The 16844-nt window shown below is 70.2% G+C and carries 11 protein-coding genes and 1 pseudogene; 10 read left to right on the top strand and 2 right to left on the bottom strand.

Annotation, left to right across the window (positions count from 1 at the left end):
* Nucleotides 1–21 precede the first annotated feature (21 nt).
* From miv_RS33285 to miv_RS11625, 6 genes and pseudogenes are all read left to right on the top strand, one after another.
* Nucleotides 22–303, top strand: coding sequence for a hypothetical protein (locus miv_RS33285; RefSeq protein WP_244748954.1), 282 nt, complete (start codon nt 22–24; stop codon nt 301–303).
* A gap of 18 nt (nt 304–321) precedes the next feature.
* On the top strand, nt 322–1668 hold the full coding sequence (locus tag miv_RS11645; protein WP_207182919.1) for an LLM class flavin-dependent oxidoreductase: 1347 nt from the start codon (nt 322–324) through the stop codon (nt 1666–1668).
* A complete protein-coding gene (locus miv_RS11640) occupies nt 1665–2843 on the top strand; it encodes a M20 aminoacylase family protein (protein ID WP_207182918.1) in 1179 nt (392 codons plus the stop codon). Before miv_RS11645 ends, miv_RS11640 begins: the two co-directional genes overlap by 4 nt.
* A gap of 20 nt (nt 2844–2863) precedes the next feature.
* Nucleotides 2864–3385: a GNAT family N-acetyltransferase gene (locus miv_RS11635; RefSeq protein ID WP_207182917.1), complete on the top strand. Its 522-nt coding sequence runs from the start codon at nt 2864–2866 to the stop codon at nt 3383–3385.
* Between the two features lie 37 nt (nt 3386–3422).
* Nucleotides 3423–4327, top strand: a pseudogene (locus miv_RS11630) (amino acid ABC transporter permease); the annotation flags it as partial.
* Nucleotides 4328–4427: 100 nt separating this feature from the next.
* On the top strand, nt 4428–5678 hold the full coding sequence (locus tag miv_RS11625) for an IS701 family transposase (protein WP_207182916.1): 1251 nt from the start codon (nt 4428–4430) through the stop codon (nt 5676–5678).
* 111 nt (nt 5679–5789) lie between these two features.
* Here the strand turns inward: miv_RS11625 and miv_RS11620 are convergent, their stop codons facing one another.
* Nucleotides 5790–6431: a TetR/AcrR family transcriptional regulator gene (locus tag miv_RS11620; RefSeq protein WP_207182915.1), complete on the bottom strand. Its 642-nt coding sequence runs from the start codon at nt 6429–6431 to the stop codon at nt 5790–5792.
* A gap of 430 nt (nt 6432–6861) precedes the next feature.
* Between miv_RS11620 and miv_RS11615 the strand changes: the two genes are divergently transcribed.
* The 4 genes from miv_RS11615 to miv_RS11600 all read left to right on the top strand — a co-directional run bounded on the left by miv_RS11615 (nt 6862) and on the right by miv_RS11600 (nt 15614).
* Nucleotides 6862–7203: a hypothetical protein gene (locus miv_RS11615; RefSeq protein ID WP_207182914.1), complete on the top strand. Its 342-nt coding sequence runs from the start codon at nt 6862–6864 to the stop codon at nt 7201–7203.
* 108 nt (nt 7204–7311) lie between these two features.
* Nucleotides 7312–13497, top strand: a complete 6186-nt coding sequence (locus miv_RS11610) for a beta strand repeat-containing protein (RefSeq protein ID WP_207182913.1) — start codon at nt 7312–7314, stop codon at nt 13495–13497.
* A gap of 65 nt (nt 13498–13562) precedes the next feature.
* Entirely contained in the window at nt 13563–14972 is a 1410-nt protein-coding gene (locus tag miv_RS11605; RefSeq protein ID WP_207182912.1) for a hypothetical protein, read from the top strand.
* Nucleotides 14973–15005: 33 nt separating this feature from the next.
* Nucleotides 15006–15614 (top strand): autotransporter outer membrane beta-barrel domain-containing protein, encoded by a 609-nt coding sequence (locus miv_RS11600; protein ID WP_207182910.1) that lies wholly within the window; start codon nt 15006–15008, stop codon nt 15612–15614.
* Between the two features lie 586 nt (nt 15615–16200).
* Here the strand turns inward: miv_RS11600 and miv_RS11595 are convergent.
* Nucleotides 16201–16494: a hypothetical protein gene (locus miv_RS11595; protein WP_207182908.1), complete on the bottom strand. Its 294-nt coding sequence runs from the start codon at nt 16492–16494 to the stop codon at nt 16201–16203.
* Nucleotides 16495–16844 lie beyond the last annotated feature (350 nt).

The raw sequence follows: 16844 nt of genomic DNA, 5'->3' as shown, positions 1-16844 counted from the left end.
GCGCTGACCGACCCGCTCCAGGTGGTGCGGGTCACGCTGCCGGACGGCCAGAGCGTCAATCTCGGCAGCGAGGCGCAAGCCGCGGAGTTCGCCCGGCAGTCCGGCGTCGCCTCCTACCGAACCGAGATCCGCCGGCCGCACGTGCTGTCGGGCACCGCTGGGCAAGTCCGTGCCGAGCTCGACCAACTCCACGCCCGCTTCGGCATCAAGGAATTCGTGATCGACACGCCGCCTTCCGCGACCGGCCGACGCCTCGCCTCAGTGGCCCTGCTCGCGGGCGGCGCCCCGGCGCTGGCGGCCTGACAATTCGAGAGTCCCACGATGACCCAGACCCGTCTCACCTTCGGCCTGATGCTCCAGGGCGGCGGCAGCCACATGAATGCGTGGCGCCACCCGAGCAACCCGGTCGACGCCAGCGTCAACCTCGACTTCTTCGTCCGCAACGCCCGCAAGGCGGAAGCGAACGGCATCGCCTTCGCGTTCGTGGCCGACGGGCTCTACATCAACGAGAAGTCGATCCCGCACTTCCTCAACCGCTTCGAGCCGCTGACCATCCTGTCGGCGCTGGCGGCGAGCACCGAAAAGCTCGGACTCGTCGGCACGGTCTCGACCTCCTACAGCGACCCCTTCACCATCGCCCGGCAATTCGCCTCGCTCGACCTGATCAGCGGCGGCCGGGCCGGCTGGAACGCCGTGACCTCGCCCCTCGAAGGCTCGGGGCGGAACTACAGCCGGCCGCATCCCGAGCACGGCTTGCGCTACGAGATCGCGGGCGAACACCTCGACGTCGTGAAGGGCCTGTGGGATTCCTGGGACGACGACGCCTTCCCGCGCGACCGCGAGACCGGCCGGTTCTTCGATCCCGACAAGCTGCACCGCCTCGACCACAAGGAACGCTTCTTCCAGGTCGAGGGCCCGCTCAACATCCAGCGCTCGGCCCAAGGCCAGCCGGTGGTGTTCCAGGCCGGCTCGTCGGAGGCCGGCATCGGGCTCGCCGGGCGCCACGCCGACGCGGTCTTTGCCAACCACGTGCCGCTCCCCGAGGCGCAGAGCCTGTACCGCAGCCTCAAGGCGAGCGCGGTCGCCCATGGCCGCCGGGCCGACGACCTCAAGGTCTTTCCCGGCGCCGGCCCGATCGTCGGGCGGACCAGGGCCGAGGCGGAAGAGAAGTACCGGGCGATCCGTGACCTGATCTCGATCGACGATGCGCTCGCCTATCTCGGCCGCTTCTTCGACCACCACGATTTTTCCGCCTACCCGCTCGACGCGCCCTTCCCCGACCTCGGCGAGATTGGCCGCAACAGCTTCCGCTCGACCACCGACCGCATCAAGCGCAACGCCGCCGAGAAGGGCCAGACCCTGCGCGAGGCGGCGCTCGAGGCGGCGACCCCGCGCACCGACCTGATCGGCTCGGCCGAGGAGGTCGCAGGCGAACTGATCGCCCGCGTCGAGCAGGGGGCGGCGGACGGCTTCGTGCTGGGCTTTCCCGTGATCGGTCAGGGCCTCGACGACTTCGTCGACCTCGTGATCCCGGTGCTGGAGGCGCGCGGCGTCTACGACCGCACGCTTCCCGGACAAACCCTGCGCGACCATCTCGGTCTGCCCCGCCGCGACAGCCGCTACGCCGCCGAGGATGCGGCGCCCGCGCGTCGGGCGGGCGGGCGATGACGATCCGGACGGGTGTCCTTGAGCGGGGAATCGACCCCGGCATCCTCGCGACGCTCCCCGAGTTCACGGCCTTGCGCCGCGACCTGCACCGGCATCCGGAACTCGCCTTCCGGGAGACCCGCACGAGCGGCCTCGTGGCGGAGCGGTTGACCGCCTGGGGCTACGCGGTGACCACTGGGCTCGGCGGCACCGGGGTGGTGGGAGTGCTGCGGAAGGGTGAGGGCGTGCGCCGGCTCGGCCTGCGGGCGGACATGGACGCGCTTCCCATCCGCGAGCGGACCGGCCTGCCCTATGCCAGCGCTACGGACGGCGCGATGCATGCCTGCGGCCATGACGGCCACACCACGATCCTGCTCGCCGCCGCCCGGCGCCTCGCCGACACCAAGTTCTCCGGTACGCTGACGCTGATCTTCCAGCCGGCCGAGGAGATCGGCGCCGGGGCGCGCACGTTGCTCGGCGAGGGCCTGTTCGAGCGCTTCCCGGTCGACGCGGTGTTCGGCCTGCACAACTGGCCGGGCGTCCCGCGAGGCCAGTTCGGCTTCGTCGCCGGGCCGGCGATGGCGGCGGTGGACAAGGCGACGATCCGGATCGTCGGCCGCGGTGGCCACGGCGCCTCGCCCCACGAGACCGTCGATCCGGTGGTGGCGGCGTGCTCCCTCGTGCTTGCACTCCAGAGCGTGGTGTCGCGCAACGTCGATCCGCGCGAGGCGGCGGTGGTCAGCGTCGGCGCCATCCACGGCGGGGAGGCGTCGAACGTGATCCCCGACAGCGTCGATCTCACGCTCACCATCCGCAGCTTCGAGCCGTCGGTCCGCGACCGGCTGGAAGAGCGGGTCACCGCGATCGCACGCGCCCAGGCCGAGAGCTACGGCGCCCAGGCAGAGGTCGACTACCGCCGCGGCCTGCCACCCCTGCGCAACCACTCGGCGGAGACCGCCTTCGCCCGCGACGTCGCGCTCGCGACCTTCGGGCCGGAGCGCGTGGCGGACGAGTTCCGCCCGCGGATGGCGAGCGAGGATTTCGCCCACCTGGTGGCGGCGCGTCCGGGCAGCTTCCTCTTCGTCGGTAACGGCGACGGGCCGCCGCTGCACAGCCCGGACTACGACTTTGACGACGCCCTGATCGCGCCCGCCGCGACCTACTGGGTCCGCCTCGCCGAAACCTTCCTCGCCTGACCCCGCGACCGGAGCGGCCCATGCCCGACCAGTTCGTCTCGACCACACCCTTCGACCCGCGGGCCAGGCCCCTCGCCGACCAGCTGACGCAGGAATACGTCACCCGCTACGGCAGCTACTTCGGCGACCCGCCGGGCGCCGAGATGACCCGCTACCCGCCCGAGGTCTTCGCAGGCCCGGACGGCCACTTCCTGCTCCTCCTGCGCGACGGCGTCGCGATCGCCGGAGGCGCGTTCAAGCGCCTCGACGCGCGGACCGCCGAGCTGAAGCGAGTCTGGACCGACACAGCCTTCCGCCGCCAGGGCCTGGCGCGCCGGGTCGTCGCGGAACTGGAGGCGCAGGCCGTGCGGCAGGGCTATGGGCGGGCTTATCTCACGACGGGCTTTCGCCAGCCCGAGGCCAAGGGGCTCTATCTCGGTCTCGGCTACACGCCCCTGTTCGACATCGACGTCGATCCCGAGACCTACGGCATCCTGCCCTTCGAGAAGGCGCTGCCGGGCGCCGCGCTGACGCAGACCGGCCCGCAGCGCACAGCCGCTTGATCGAACGATCCCTGAAAGCATCCGAGCCCGATCCCCCATGCCCCTCGCTGCCAACGTGGCGGACCTGCCCGCGCAGGCCCGCGCCGCCTCCCCCGGTCGCGACTTCAGCGGCCTTCGCGTCGTCCCGGCTCGCTACCCGGCCCGCAAAGCCGGCACGATCTTCGCCGGTCTCGTCATCGCGGGCGGCTGTACTCGGTCCTCACCAACCCGCGCTGGGGCTGGGACGTGTTCGCCGAGTGGTTCTTCGCCGAGCCGGTCCTGGTCGGGCTCGGGCGCACCCTGCTGCTGACGGCGCTCGGCACGGTCCTCGGCTTCCTGTTCGGCACACTGCTCGCGCTCGCCCGGATCTCCGGCTCGCCGCTGCTCTCGGGGCTCGCCTGGGGCTACGTCTGGCTCTTTCGCTCGATCCCGTTGATCGTGCTGCTCCTGATCCTCAACAACCTCGGCTACCTCTACGACACGATCTGGCTCGGCGTGCCGTTCACCGGGATCACGCTCGCCTCCTGGCAGACGACGCAAGCGATCACGCCGTTCCTCGCCGCGGTGATCGGGCTGACCCTCAACGCCTCCGCCTTCTCCAGCGAGATCGTCCGCGGCGGCATCCTGGCGGTCGACCAGGGCCAGCACGAGGCGGCCGCGGCGCTCGGGCTGCCGCGTCGCCGGCAGGTCTCCCGCATCGTCCTGCCGCAGGCGATGCGGACCATCCTGCCGACCGCCTTCAACGAGGTCATCAGCATCGCCACGGGCACCTCGCAGGTCTACATCCTGGCCCTGCCCGAGCTGTTCTACACGATCCAGGTCATCTACCGGCGCAACCTCGAGGTCATCCCGCTCCTGATGGTGGCGACCGTCTGGTACCTGGTGATCCTCAGCGTCCTGTCCTTCGTCCAGCGCCACGTCGAGCGCTACTACGCCCGCGGCGCGCTGCGGAACCCGCCGCCCTCGCTGCCGTCACTGCGTTCTGGTGCTGATTGAGTCTCAGCCTTAGCATTACAGTTGCAGGTTTGAGTACCTATCTGACGGCGAGCGATGGGAGGTTTTTATGCCGACTGCCTCGCTTGAAGCGATGCTGGAGCTCTGGTCGAGGAGCCTGCGTGACGTCAAGCATCAGATCCGACCGCTGTTTGCCGCGCCGAGCGTCGCCCGCTCGGCTGGTGCCTTCCTGGACGGCCTGCTCGGGGCAGAACGGCGCAAGACTGGCTGGATGCGAGCCGAAGCCGCCGGCGATCCCGGACCCTGGCGTCAGCAGGCAGTGCTCGGGCGTAGCCAGTGGGACGCGGACGCCCTGCGCGATATCGTGCGCGAGCACGTCGTCGAGACCCTGGCAGAGCCGGACGCCGTCCTGGTCCTCGACGAGACCGGCTTTCTCAAGCAGGGTAAATCTTCCTGCGGCGTTCATCGTCAGTATACGGGCTCGGCGGGCAAGATCACTAACTGCCAGATCGGCGTGTTCGCAGCTTACGTCTCGATCAAGGGGCATGCTTTCCTCGACCGCGCCCTCTACCTGCCGAAGGCTTGGACCGACGACCCGCGCCGCCGGGCGGCCACGCACGTGCCGGAGAAACTGGCCTTCGCGACCAAGCCGCAACTGGCGCTCACGATGATCCGGCGGGCGATCGCGGCGGATGTGCCGTTTGCCTGGGTGGCGGCCGACAGCGTGTACGGGGTCGGCGAGATCGAGATGGCGCTGCGGCGGGAGGCCAAGGGCTACGTCCTCGGGGTCGCCGCGAGCCACCGCTTCAATTCCTGGATCGACAAGCCCGACGTGGCCGGCACGGCCGAAGCGATTGCCGACGCGCTCGATCCTGGCGCATGGCAGCGTCTGTCGGCCGGGCGGGGCACCAAGGGCGAGCGCCTCTACGACTGGGCCTACTGCGAACTCGCAGACCTCGAGGTAAGCAAGAAGACCGACGGGCGTTCAGAGTTATGGACGCGTGGGCTGCTGGTCCGCCGCAGCATCAGCGATGGTCAGCGTGCCTATTTCACAACCTGGTGCCCGGCTGGCACGTCGCTCCACACCCTGGTTCAGGTCGAGGGGCGACGCTGGGCGATCGAGGAAGCGTTCGAGACCGGCAAGACCGAACTGGGTCTGGACCACAACGAGACCCGCTCCTGGCATGGCTGGCACCGGCACGTCAGCCTGGTGATGCTGGCCTTCGCGGTGCTGGCGCGGGTGCGCCAGCGGGCCAACGGCCCGCCCCCAAAAACCGAGCGAACGGCCAAGCTCACCCGTGCCCTGGTCGCTCCAGGAGATCCGGCGGGTCGCGACCCGGCTCGCGCAGCGGCGCATTGAACCGGCTCTCGTGATCGCTTGGTCAGCGTGGCGGCGCGCTCACCAAGCCGCCGCCCGCCAAGCTCACACCATGAGAAACATGCAACTGTAATGTTAGGGCTCTTAGGTGCGTCAGCGCGTGAAATGCAACGACACAGACTCGATCAGCGCGTCCTCGAATTCCACGGTGCCGACGCGGTTCCCGTCCCCGAAGACCACGTCGGAGCGGATCGCCCCGATGACGCCTCTCATCATGATGAACTCGGCCGCAGGCGACGGGTGGTGCGTGCAGTCGAGGGCCTTGGTCGTCACGGCGACCACCAGGGCGCGGCTGATCGCCGTGATCATCTGCTCGTAGCGCTCGCCCATCCCCGGAATGCCGAGGGCGGCCCGCACCAGCTTCGCCCGCACGATCGTGCGTCCCTTAAAGGCCCCCAGCGCCGGCCGGACGGCGAGCCGCACGATGTCGGCGACCGTATCGGCCCGAGTGTCGGCCAGCGCCGCGCAGACCTCGCGCTCCTGACGATCCATCTCGTGGATCGCCATCGCCGTGAACAGCGAGGGCTTGCCGGAGAAGTAGCGATAGAGCGTGCCGATCGAGAACCCCGCCCGCTCTGCGATGCGGTTGGTGGTGACCGCGCTGTCGGGGCCGCCGTTCAGAAGCTGAGCCGTAGCCTCGAAAAAGGCCTCGACCGTCCGGCGCGCCCGGTCCTGCCTCGGGATATTCCTTTGCGGATCAGGGGGTTTGGCCATGCGCGTCGGGTGCCCCGGCATCAATGCGGAAATGAGTAGCGACGCTTCGGAAATATGAGGATCATGACGTTAAGTCACCTCGCGAAGGGCCGCCTCGAGATGAAAAAATTTGACGCGCTCCTCTGACGACCGTCTCTTTTCATCAGGGATTCGATAGAGAAATATAGGGAAAGCAATTAGTATTTCCGATTATATCTCCAAATAGATAGATGAATACATAGATTTTATTGTGTTATAGCAGTATATTTTGTGAATTCATATAAAATATACAAATAAAAATCCCACCATACGAATATATGAAATACAAATCATATATCTCCGATACGCCGTCCGTCAGATGACAGACGGCGTGTATTCGACATGTCGAATCTCGATGTCATCCCCTCGCAGATCGCCCGCGGTGGGAATTTTTTCTCTGCGCTCACGCACATCGTGATGAGATGAATCGATCATGCGTAAGAACCTTCTGTCCTCGGCCTCCACCCTTGCGCTGACGATCCACGTTTTTGCGCCTTTCGGCATGATGGCCGGAGCGCAAGCCCAGAGCATGGTGACGTTCGGACCACACCAGTTCCAGATCAATCGCCAGCAGGGCGCATCGGGGACAGCCGGGCCCGACAACGTCCAGCCCGCCTGCAACAACCATCAGGCCCCTCCGAAGGACAATACCCTGATCCCGGGCCGCTCCGGCCAGAGAACGGCGCCCATCAACCAGACGGTCACGTACGGCCCGGCCAACCCGACGCAGGTCTATGACGGCGATCTCGTCGTCGTCGGGACCACCGGCGGCTAAGGCGGTAAGGGCGGTTCGGATCCATACGACAGGGGCTGCGTCTACAATGGCGGTTGGGGCGGCCGAGGCGGTCAGGCGGGCGATGTCAGCCTGACGGTGATACCGGGAGTGCCGACACCGCTCGGTGGCTTCGCGGCCGGTAATACCGCCATCGTGGCCTACAGCCACGGCGGCAACGGCGGGACCGGCGGAGATACGACCCGCAAGGAACTCGTCGGCGGCTATGGCGGCGAGGGCGGCGCCATCACGATCGACAACGCGCTCGCCCTCAACGTCACCGGCACGTCGACCTCGACGAGTTCGAGCGCGGCGACGGCGGCGGCCTTCGGCATCGTGGCACAAAGCGGCGGCGGGCAAGGCGGGGCCGGTGGGGATGCCGACGACGGCGACAAGAAGTCGGCAGGAGGCAGCGGCGTCGCCGGCGGACGCGGCGGGTCGGTCGGCATCACCAACAGGGCCGACATCAAGACCGCGGGCGGCGGTGCCATCGTCGCCCAGAGCATCGGTGGCTTCGGCGGCGATGCCGGCACGAGCGTCTCGGGCTATGGCGGCTTCGGCGGCAGCGGCGGTGCCATCGCCATCACCAACAGCGGCAGGCTGACGATCGGCTCGGCGACCGCTGCGGCCTGCGAGGGCGGCACCACTCCCCAATGCAATCCGGCGGGCATAGCCGGCATCGCCGCGCAGTCGGTCGGCGGCGGCGGCGGCGACAGCGGGGCGACATCGGGCCGGCGCGCGCTCGGCGCCAGCGGCGGGTTCGCGGGCGACGGCGGCACGGTCGGCATCACCAATGCGGGCGCCGTCACCATTCACGACGTGGCCTCGGCGGGCCTGTTCGCGCAGTCGGTGGGCGGCGGCGGCGGCAAGGGCGGCATGGCCTTCTCCAGCGGTGAAAGGACGACCGCGATCGGCGGGAGCGGCGGCGGTGGCGGCGGCGGCGCTGCGGTCAGCGTCAGCAATGCCGGCGCGATCTGCACCGGCGGCGCCTGCACCAGCCCGACGCTCGCGGTCACCGACACGGCCGGCGGCGGCTTCGGCATCTTCGCCCAGTCGGTCGGCGGCGGCGGAGGTGCCGGCGGCTTCGCGAGAGCCCGTTCCACGACGGCCTTCGGCGGCTCGGCGCATGCCGTGGGCGGCAGCGGCGGAGCGGGCGGCTCGGGCGGCAAGATCACCGTCCTCAACAGCGGCTCGATCGGCACCGTGGAGATCAACTCGGCCGGCATCCTGGCCCAGTCGGTCGGCGGCGGCGGGTCGGGCGGCGGCGCGCTGTCCTTGGCGAGCGCCGCATTCGGCGACGCGGTGTCGGTCTCGCAGGGCGGATCGGGCGGGGGCGGCGGCAACGGCGGCGACGTCTCGCTCAACTGCAACAGCTTCTCCGGCCTCTCGGCGAGCCGGGGCACCTGTCAGAGTGTGTCAGGCGCGATGAGGGCGGCAGCCCCGGCGACGAACGCGCTCGTCAGGACCGCCGGAGACGCATCGCCGGGCATGATCGCCCAGTCGATCGGCGGCGGCGGGGGCAATGGCGGCTATGCCATCGCGCTCTCGGCCAGCATGACCGGCGCCATGGCGCTGTCATTCGGCGGGTCGGGCGGCGCCGGTGGTCGCGGCGGCGAGGTCTTCGCCGGGACCAACGGCGTCGCGATCACCACCTTGGGCAACGACGCCCCCGGCGTGCTGGCGCAATCGATCGGCGGCGGCGGCGGCGGCGGCTCGGGCGGTGCGTCGATCGCGGCGGCGCTCTCGGCGGTCGAATCGCTGAGCCTGTCCATCGGCGGCAGGGGCGGGTCGGGCAACGACAGCAACTGGGTCACCATTCACAGTGCCGGCAGCGAGATCAACACCAGCGGACTGAACTCCGCTGGCCTGATGGCGCAGACGGTCGGCGGCGGCGGCGGCGGCGGCGGCTCGGGCGGCGCCTCGATCACGCTGTCCGCCACGACCAACAGGGCGGTGGGCCTGTCGCTCGGCGGGAGCGGCGGTTCGGGCGGCCGGTCGAGCGGCATCATCCTCTTCAACGGCTCGTCGGCGATGGACAGCCGCTACGGGACCGGAGCCATCACCACCACCGGCTACAACAGCAGCGCGATCCTGGCGCAATCGATCGGCGGCGGCGGCGGCGGCGGCGGCAATGGCGGCTTCGCGCTCAGCGGCGCGCTGGCCCTCGGCAATACCGGAGAGGCGGGCGCGATCAGCATCGGCGGATCGGGCGGGTCGGGCGGCGATGCCGGGAACGTCTCCGTCACCAATTACGGGACGCTGACGACGCAGGGCGGCGGCGCGGCGGCCCTGCTGGCGCAGTCGATCGGCGGCGGCGGCGGCAATGGCGGTGGCGCCATCTCGGGGGCGATCGGGGGTGCCGGCGGCATCGCGGTCGGCGCGGGCGGTTCCGGCGGCTCCGGCGCGATCGGCAGCCGGGTCGATGTCGACAACCGGGGTGCCATCACGGTCGTGGCCCCGAACAACGGCCTGGCGGGCCACGCGCCGGGCATCATGGCGCAGTCGATCGGCGGCGGCGGCGGCACGGGCGGCTTCGCGGCGGCGGGCGCGCTCGGCTTCACCGGCGCCGTCAGCGTCGCGGTCGGCGGCGGCGGCGGCCATGGCGGGTTCTCCTCGCCCGTCTCGATCACCAACTGGGCCGACATCTCGGTCGCGGGGCCGATGTCGTCGGCGATCGTCGGGCAGAGTCTCGGCGGCAATGGCGGCGCGGGGGGCTTCGCCCTCGCGGGAGCGGGCGCCATCGGCCTCGGCGTCGCGGCCTCGATCGGCGGCGGCGGCGGCAATGGCGGCCGGGCGGACACGGTTCACATCGCGCTCGCCGACCGGAACGCCGATCTCGAGGCGAACGGTACGCAATCCTCGGCCCTGGTCGCGCAGTCGATCGGCGGCAGCGGCGGCATGGGCGGCTGGGCGTTCTCGGGGGCGCTCGCCGGGGTGGCGGCTCCCGCGATCAGCTTAGGGGGATCCGGCGGCAGGGGCGGCAATGCCGGGGCGGTGACGATCGACACGTTGACGGGCCAGACGCTGACGACCCGGCAATTGCTGTCGCCGGCCATCCTGGCCCAGTCGATCGGCGGATCGGGCGGTGCGGGCGGCTTCAGCGCCTCGGCCGCGGGCTCGCTCGGGGTGTCCCCGACCTTGGCCATCGGCGGCGGCGGCGGCGATGGCAGTGCGGCGGGCTCTGTCTATGTGGACGGCGCCGCGACCATCCAGACCCAGGCGGCGCAATCCGCGGGCATCGTCGCCCAGTCGATCGGCGGCAGCGGCGGCAATGGCGGCTCGGCGGTGTCGGCGGCGGCCTCGATCGCCAATCCCGTCTCCAGGGTGTCGGTCAGCGCGGCCGGCGCGCATGGCGGCAATGGCGGCAAGGGCCAATCGGCCGGCACCGTCACCGTCGCCACGCGGGGCACGATCACCACGGAGGGCGCCCTCTCGCTCGGCATCGTCGCGCAGTCGATCGGCGGCGGCGGCGGCAATGGCGGGTCGAGCATGGCCTTCAGCGCCTCGGCCTCCTTCGGCGACAACAAGAGCGGCGCGGCCTCCGTGGCGGTCGGCGGCAAGGGCGCGGCGGGCGGCACCGGCCAGTCGGTGGCGGTCGCCCAATACGGCGCGATCAGCACCTTCGGGGCGCTGTCGATCGGCATCCTGGCGCAATCGATCGGCGGCAGCGGCGGCAATGGCGGGTCGGCGACCTCCAACGCCATCTCCCAGACGGGGTCCGCCGCGGTCTCGGTCGGCGGCGGCGGCGGCGAGGGCAGCCAGGGCGGCAAGGTCGCGGTGGGGTTCGACCCCTACGAGTATCTCGCGTCCTATCCCGACCTGATCCAGGCCTATGGCGACAATCCCAACGGCGCCATGGAGCATTACACCACGTATCCGGGACGGGCGCCGAACCGGTTCAACGCGGCGCAATACCTCGCCAATTACGGCGACCTCCGCGCGGCCTACGGCGACGACCTGACCGCCGCGGCACGGCATTATGTCGCCGGCGGCTATCGCGAAGGCCGCACCGACGCGGCGTCCGCCGGCGTTCCGGTCGTCGCCATGCCCCGGACCGGCGACATCACGACGGCGGGTGCCCATGCGACGGCGATCATCGCCCAGTCGATCGGCGGCGGCGGCGGCGGCGGCAATGGCGGCGCGGCCTCGGCGAGCGCCACCAGCAACAAGCACGCCGCCTCGGTCGCCATCGGCGGCTTCGGCGCGGCCGGCGCCGACGGCGCGGTGCAGGATGCGGGGGCGGCGGCCTGGACCGGCCTCGTCGGCCAGAAGGTCGGCAACGCGACGCTCGCGATCGCCGGCAAGCTCACCGAGGGATCCGGCGGGGAAGCGGAGGACGACGAGGAGGCGGATAACGGCGCGGCGGCCGGCATCAGCATCGGCGGTGCGGGCGGCAGGGGCGGCCATGGCGGGCCGGTGCGCGTCGAGACCGCCGCCACGATCACCACCAGCGGCAGCCTCTCGCACGGCGTGTTCGCGCAATCGGTCGGCGGCGGCGGCGGCAATGGCGGATCGGCGACCTCCGAATCGAAGGGCGGCAACGCCTCCGCGGCGGTCTCCCTGGGCGGCGGCGGTGGCGCGGGCGGCAATGGCCGAAGCGTCGACGTGGTCAATTCCGGCGTGATCAGCACCGGCGGCAGCCAGTCGATCGGCGTCTACGCGCAATCGGTCGGCGGCGGCGGCGGCAATGGCGGCGCGGCCAACGCGACGACGGAATCGAGCGGTTCAGCCGCCGCGTCGCTCGGCATCGGCGGCATGGGCGGCGGTGGCGGCACGGGCGGCAACGTGTCGGTTCGCAACAGCAACCGGATCGAGGCGACGGGCAGCAACGCGGCCGGCGTGTTCGCGCAGTCGGTCGGCGGCGGCGGCGGCAATGGCGGCGCGGCGACGAGCGGCGCGAAGGCGGCGGAGGCGCAAGACAAAGGGGACACGAAGACGAACGCTTCCGCCGGGCGGGGCCCAGCCGCGCCGTCGACCGGCAGCAATTCCGCGACCGCCGGCGATAGCGAGAGCACGAGAGACAAGAGGTCCAGCAAGGAAGCCGGCGCGGAGGCGGATGGCGGCTATGCGGCGGGTCTCGCCATCGGCGGCGCCGGCGGCGCGGGCAGCAATGCCGGCGACGTCCTCGTCCAGAACAGCGGCACGATCGTCACGGGTAGGGAAGGTCGGGTCGATTCCGGCGCCAACGCCCAGGCTATCTTCGCCCAGTCGGTCGGCGGCGGCGGCGGCAATGGCGGCTCGGCCAGTTCCGACGCCAATGCCGGCAAGGCCAGCGTCGCGCTGTCGATGGGCGGCTTCGGCGGCGGCGCCGGCGCGGGTGGCCTGGTGCGCGCCGGCTCCACCGGCACGCTGACGACCCATGCGGCCAACTCGGCGGCGATCTTCGCCCAGTCGGTCGGCGGCGGCGGCGGCGGCGGCGGTGCGGCCGGCTCGGTGAGCGCCACCAGCGCCGATAGCGGCCGCGCCGACGGCGCCATGACCCTGGGCGGCGCGGGCGGCCGGAACCAGCACGGCGGCAACGTCACCGTCTGGAACGACGGCACGGTCGCGACCAGCGGCGTCGGCGCCAGCGCGATCATGGCGCAGTCGGTCGGCGGCGGCGGCGGCGGCAACGCCGTGTCACGCTTGGCGACGATGAGCGGCGGCCAGACGAATATGGGGTTCAGGCTGGGCGGCGGCGGCAGCGCGGGCGACGGCGGCGCCGTCACCATCAAGTCCAGCTTCGATCCGGCGGTCTACACAGCCGGGTGGATCGACCTCATCAACAGCTATGGTACCGACAATGCCCGGGCGCCGAACGATTATAACGCCGCGGGCACCGGCCTTTGGTCGCCCACTCGGTTCAACGTCGCGCAATATCTGGCCAATTACGAAGATTTGCGGCGCGCCTTCGGCGGCAATTACGCCGGTGCCGCCAATCATTACATCAGCTCCGGCCGGCGGGAGGGGCGCACCGACGCGCATCTGCCCGGTGCCGCCGACTTTACCGGCGCCGAGTGGGGCCGCATCAGCACCACCGGCAACCAATCGACCGCGATCGTCGCGCAATCGATCGGTTCCGGCGGCGGTGTCGCGATCGCCGAGGATTCGCGCGGTCAAGGTAGCGGCGGCGTCTATGTCCCGATGGATCTGGGGGCCAGCAACCGCTGGGCCGGCGGACGCGGATCGTCCGTCACGGTCCTGACCGGAGACGGAACCGGCGGCAGCCGCGCCACCCTGGTCACCACCGGCGTGAACAGCAGCGGCATCGTCGCGCAGTTTTCGAGGGGACGGTCTCGCTGGGCAAGAGCCGCCTGAAAGGGGGCCAGAATGCCGGCGACGTCGATGTCGTCAATTACGGTGCCATCACCACCTACGAGAGCGTGTCGCCCGCGCTGATCGCCCAGAGCGTCGCTGGCGGCGGCGGCCTGTCGCTGACCCGCCAGCGCGCCGTCGAGCTGGGAGACGGCCGCAACGGCTACGGCGGCGTCGTCTCGGTGATCAACGGCGCGCCGATCATCACCCATGGCACCACCTCTCCCGGCCTCATCGCCCAATCCGTCAGCGGCGGCGGCGGCCTCATTTCCAATGGCGCCACCATGATCGCCCAGACCTCGGGAGGCGGGGGGCGGTCCGGAAACGTGAACCTCGGTTTCGCCGCGCCCATTCGGGCCTACGGTGAGGGCTCGGTGGCGGTCATCGCCAGATCGACCCACGACCCGATCATCGACATCGCCCAGGGAGTCGACATCGTCGGCGGCCCGGGCGGGTCGGCGCTGCTGCTCGACAGCCCGATCAACCAGATCACCAATGCCGGCCACCTCACGACGATGGACGGCGCGGCGGGGCAGACCGTCCGCACGCTCTCGGGCGATACGACCTTCACCAACAAGGGCGTGCTGACCGGATCGGTGACGCTGGCCCAGGGCGGCGCCAACACACTGCGCAACCTGGCCGAGGGCACCATCAACGCCGGCACGTCGCTCGACCTGGGCGGCGGCACGCTGCACAATGCCGGCCTGCTGGGCAATGGCGGCGCGTTGGGCAAGACCGTCATCACCGGATCGCTGATCCAGTCCGACACGGCCTCGCTCCAGATCCGGCTCGACCAGAAGACGGGGGCCGCCGACAGCTTCGCGGTCACCGGCACCGGCAAGCTCGCCGGTCAATTACGGCCGACGATCCTCGACCTCACGACGATCAAGCCCGGCACGGTCGTCAGGACGATCCTGACCGCGGCCGAGAACCTCGACGTCTCGGGGCTGCGGATCGGCAGCAGCGCGATCCTGGGCCACGCCTTGAACGCCCGCGACGGCAAGCTGTCGCTCGCCACCACCATCGACTTCGCCCCCCAGGCGCTGTCGCGGAGCGGCCGGGTCATCGGCCAGGTGATCGCCAACGCTCAAACTGCCGGCCAGGGCCATTTCCGGGACATGCTGCCCAGGCTGGTGGGGCCCGTCCAGCACGGCGATCTCGATCAGGCCTACTACAACCTGAGCGGCGCCGGGACCTCCGCGGTCTCGACCGTGGGCACGCAGATGTCGAACGCCTTCATGACCTCGCTCGTCCGCCAGCCCGGCGGCAGCGACAGGAACCAGACCTGGAACCTGTGGGGCCAGGATCTCGGCGGGCTCAGCCAGACCTCGAATCGAGGCGTCGGCATGGGGACCCTCTCGACGCGTCTCGGCGGGCAGGCTCTGGGCATCGATGCCCGGCCGGACAAGGACACGCTCGCCGGGCTCGCTGTCAGCGTCGGCTCGACCAGCTTCTCGACCAGCAACTGGGTGAACTGACGCAGCGACGTCTATCAGTTCGGCCTCTACGGCGTGAAGCGCGTCGAGGCGGCCTATGTCGCCGGGGCCTTGTCCTTCGGCAGTCACGACACCGTGCTCGACCGCATGCTGCCGCTGACCGGCGCGCGCTACTCTTCGCGGTTCCGCGGCTGGCATTACGGCGCGCGGCTGGAGACCGGATACCGCCTGGAGACGGAGGTCGCCGGCCTCACGCCCTATGGCGCGTTGCAGGTGCAGGACTTCCGGACGCCCGCCTCCACGGAGACCGCAGCCGACCCGCAACTCTCGGCGGCCGGGCTCCGGTTCGACCGGCGCTCGACCTGGGACACGCGGTTCGAACTCGGCGCGGCGCTCGACCGGACCTTCACGCTCGACGGCAACCGGGACCTGACGCTCCGCGCCAGCGCGGCCTGGCTTCACCGGGCCTCGTCCAACCCGGACGTGGTCGCGGGCTTCCAGGCGGCGAAGGCGAACCGCTTCAGCGTCGGCGCGACGGCCCCCGCGTCCGATCTCGCGCTGCTGTCGGCCGATCTCGGGCTGAACCTGACGCCCAACCTCTTCGTCGGCGTCAGGGTCGAGAGCGAGTTGGCGGACCGGTCGCACGTCTTCAGCGGCACCGGCCGGGTGAACTATCGCTGGTGAGCCTTTCGTTCGGGCAAAAGCGGGACCGTGGTTCGCATCGAGGTGAACGGGTCTCTTGCCTCGATGCGACCGGCCGATGCCGGGCTTTCGCCGAGACGCCTGCGAACCTCCCCTTGCCCGGCGCAACCGGCGGCCTGGGGGAGACGCAGGCCAAACCGGCCTCTCTTGCGGTCCTGACACTTCAGAGCCGACTGCCCTCCCCCGCACGGGGCATAGGGGCGAACTGATCCCTGGAATGCCGCAGGCTGGGAGTTCCCAGGGCATTTCGGTGCACCCACCGCTCATCGCAGCAGCGAAGCCCCGAAAGGCTCCGCTGCTGGCGTCCAAGTCGATCAGCGTAGCAGCTGCAATATGTCCTGGCTGGCCTGGCTCGCCAGGGACAGCGAGGACACCGCGAATGGCTATCGGGTCAAGGCCTGCGAGTTCACCGCCTCCTCGTTCACATCAGCGTTCGTGAGGATGATCAACCGGCGGGTCAGCGCCAGGCCCGAGCCGGCACGCGACGTGCCCCAGATCATTGAGCGCTGGTCCTCCGTCCCAACAGGGCCTCCCCGCCCCTTGGCTTGATCCGGCGCGGGAGCCTCTTTCAATCCACGACCTTGAGGTCGTTCACATTCACGTCGCCATTCTGAGTGGTGAAGCTCGGTGCGCGGCCGTTCGACTGGGAGACGCCGCTGATGCGATGGTCGCTACTGTCGTAGGTGACCAGCTTGCCGTCGGTCTCGACGAGGAGCCGCCGCTTATCGGGGAAGAATGCGTAGCGCATGCCGTCCTGGCCACCGCTGCTCGACGGCTGGCCCAGCTCCTGCGGCCACCAGGGCTCAGAGCCCTTCATGGGTTCCATCGGCTTCATGGGTTCTATGGGCTTCATCGGTTCCATTGCGCTCGGTCCTCTGGCTGGATGTCTGAAGCCAACGCTACGCTCGAAGCGCCGGAAGGTTTCCGGAAAAATCGGAACCACGAAGTCTGCTGTAGAGCTTGTCTTTTGACGACGTCGAGATAGGCGCCGGGATCACTGCGGAGCGGCGATTTGCGGACCTGCGCTTTTTCAACCAGCCGATCAGGGGCGGCCACTTCGCCGCAATGGAGAACCCGGCTGCGTTCGTCGACGACGTACGAGCAACCCTCAGCCCCATCCAGTCAGCGCGCCTCCCCAAAATAGGTGGATCCGGCACCGTCGATCGCTCTGCCGGTTCGGGTTCCAGTCGGAAGGCCCGGCTTGCCGGGCCG

It is taken from the genome of Methylobacterium indicum (assembly GCF_017347565.1).
Lineage (GTDB): Bacteria > Pseudomonadota > Alphaproteobacteria > Rhizobiales > Beijerinckiaceae > Methylobacterium > Methylobacterium indicum.
Note: the sequence above shows the minus strand (reverse complement) of the source record. Positions and strands in the feature narration are given on the sequence as shown.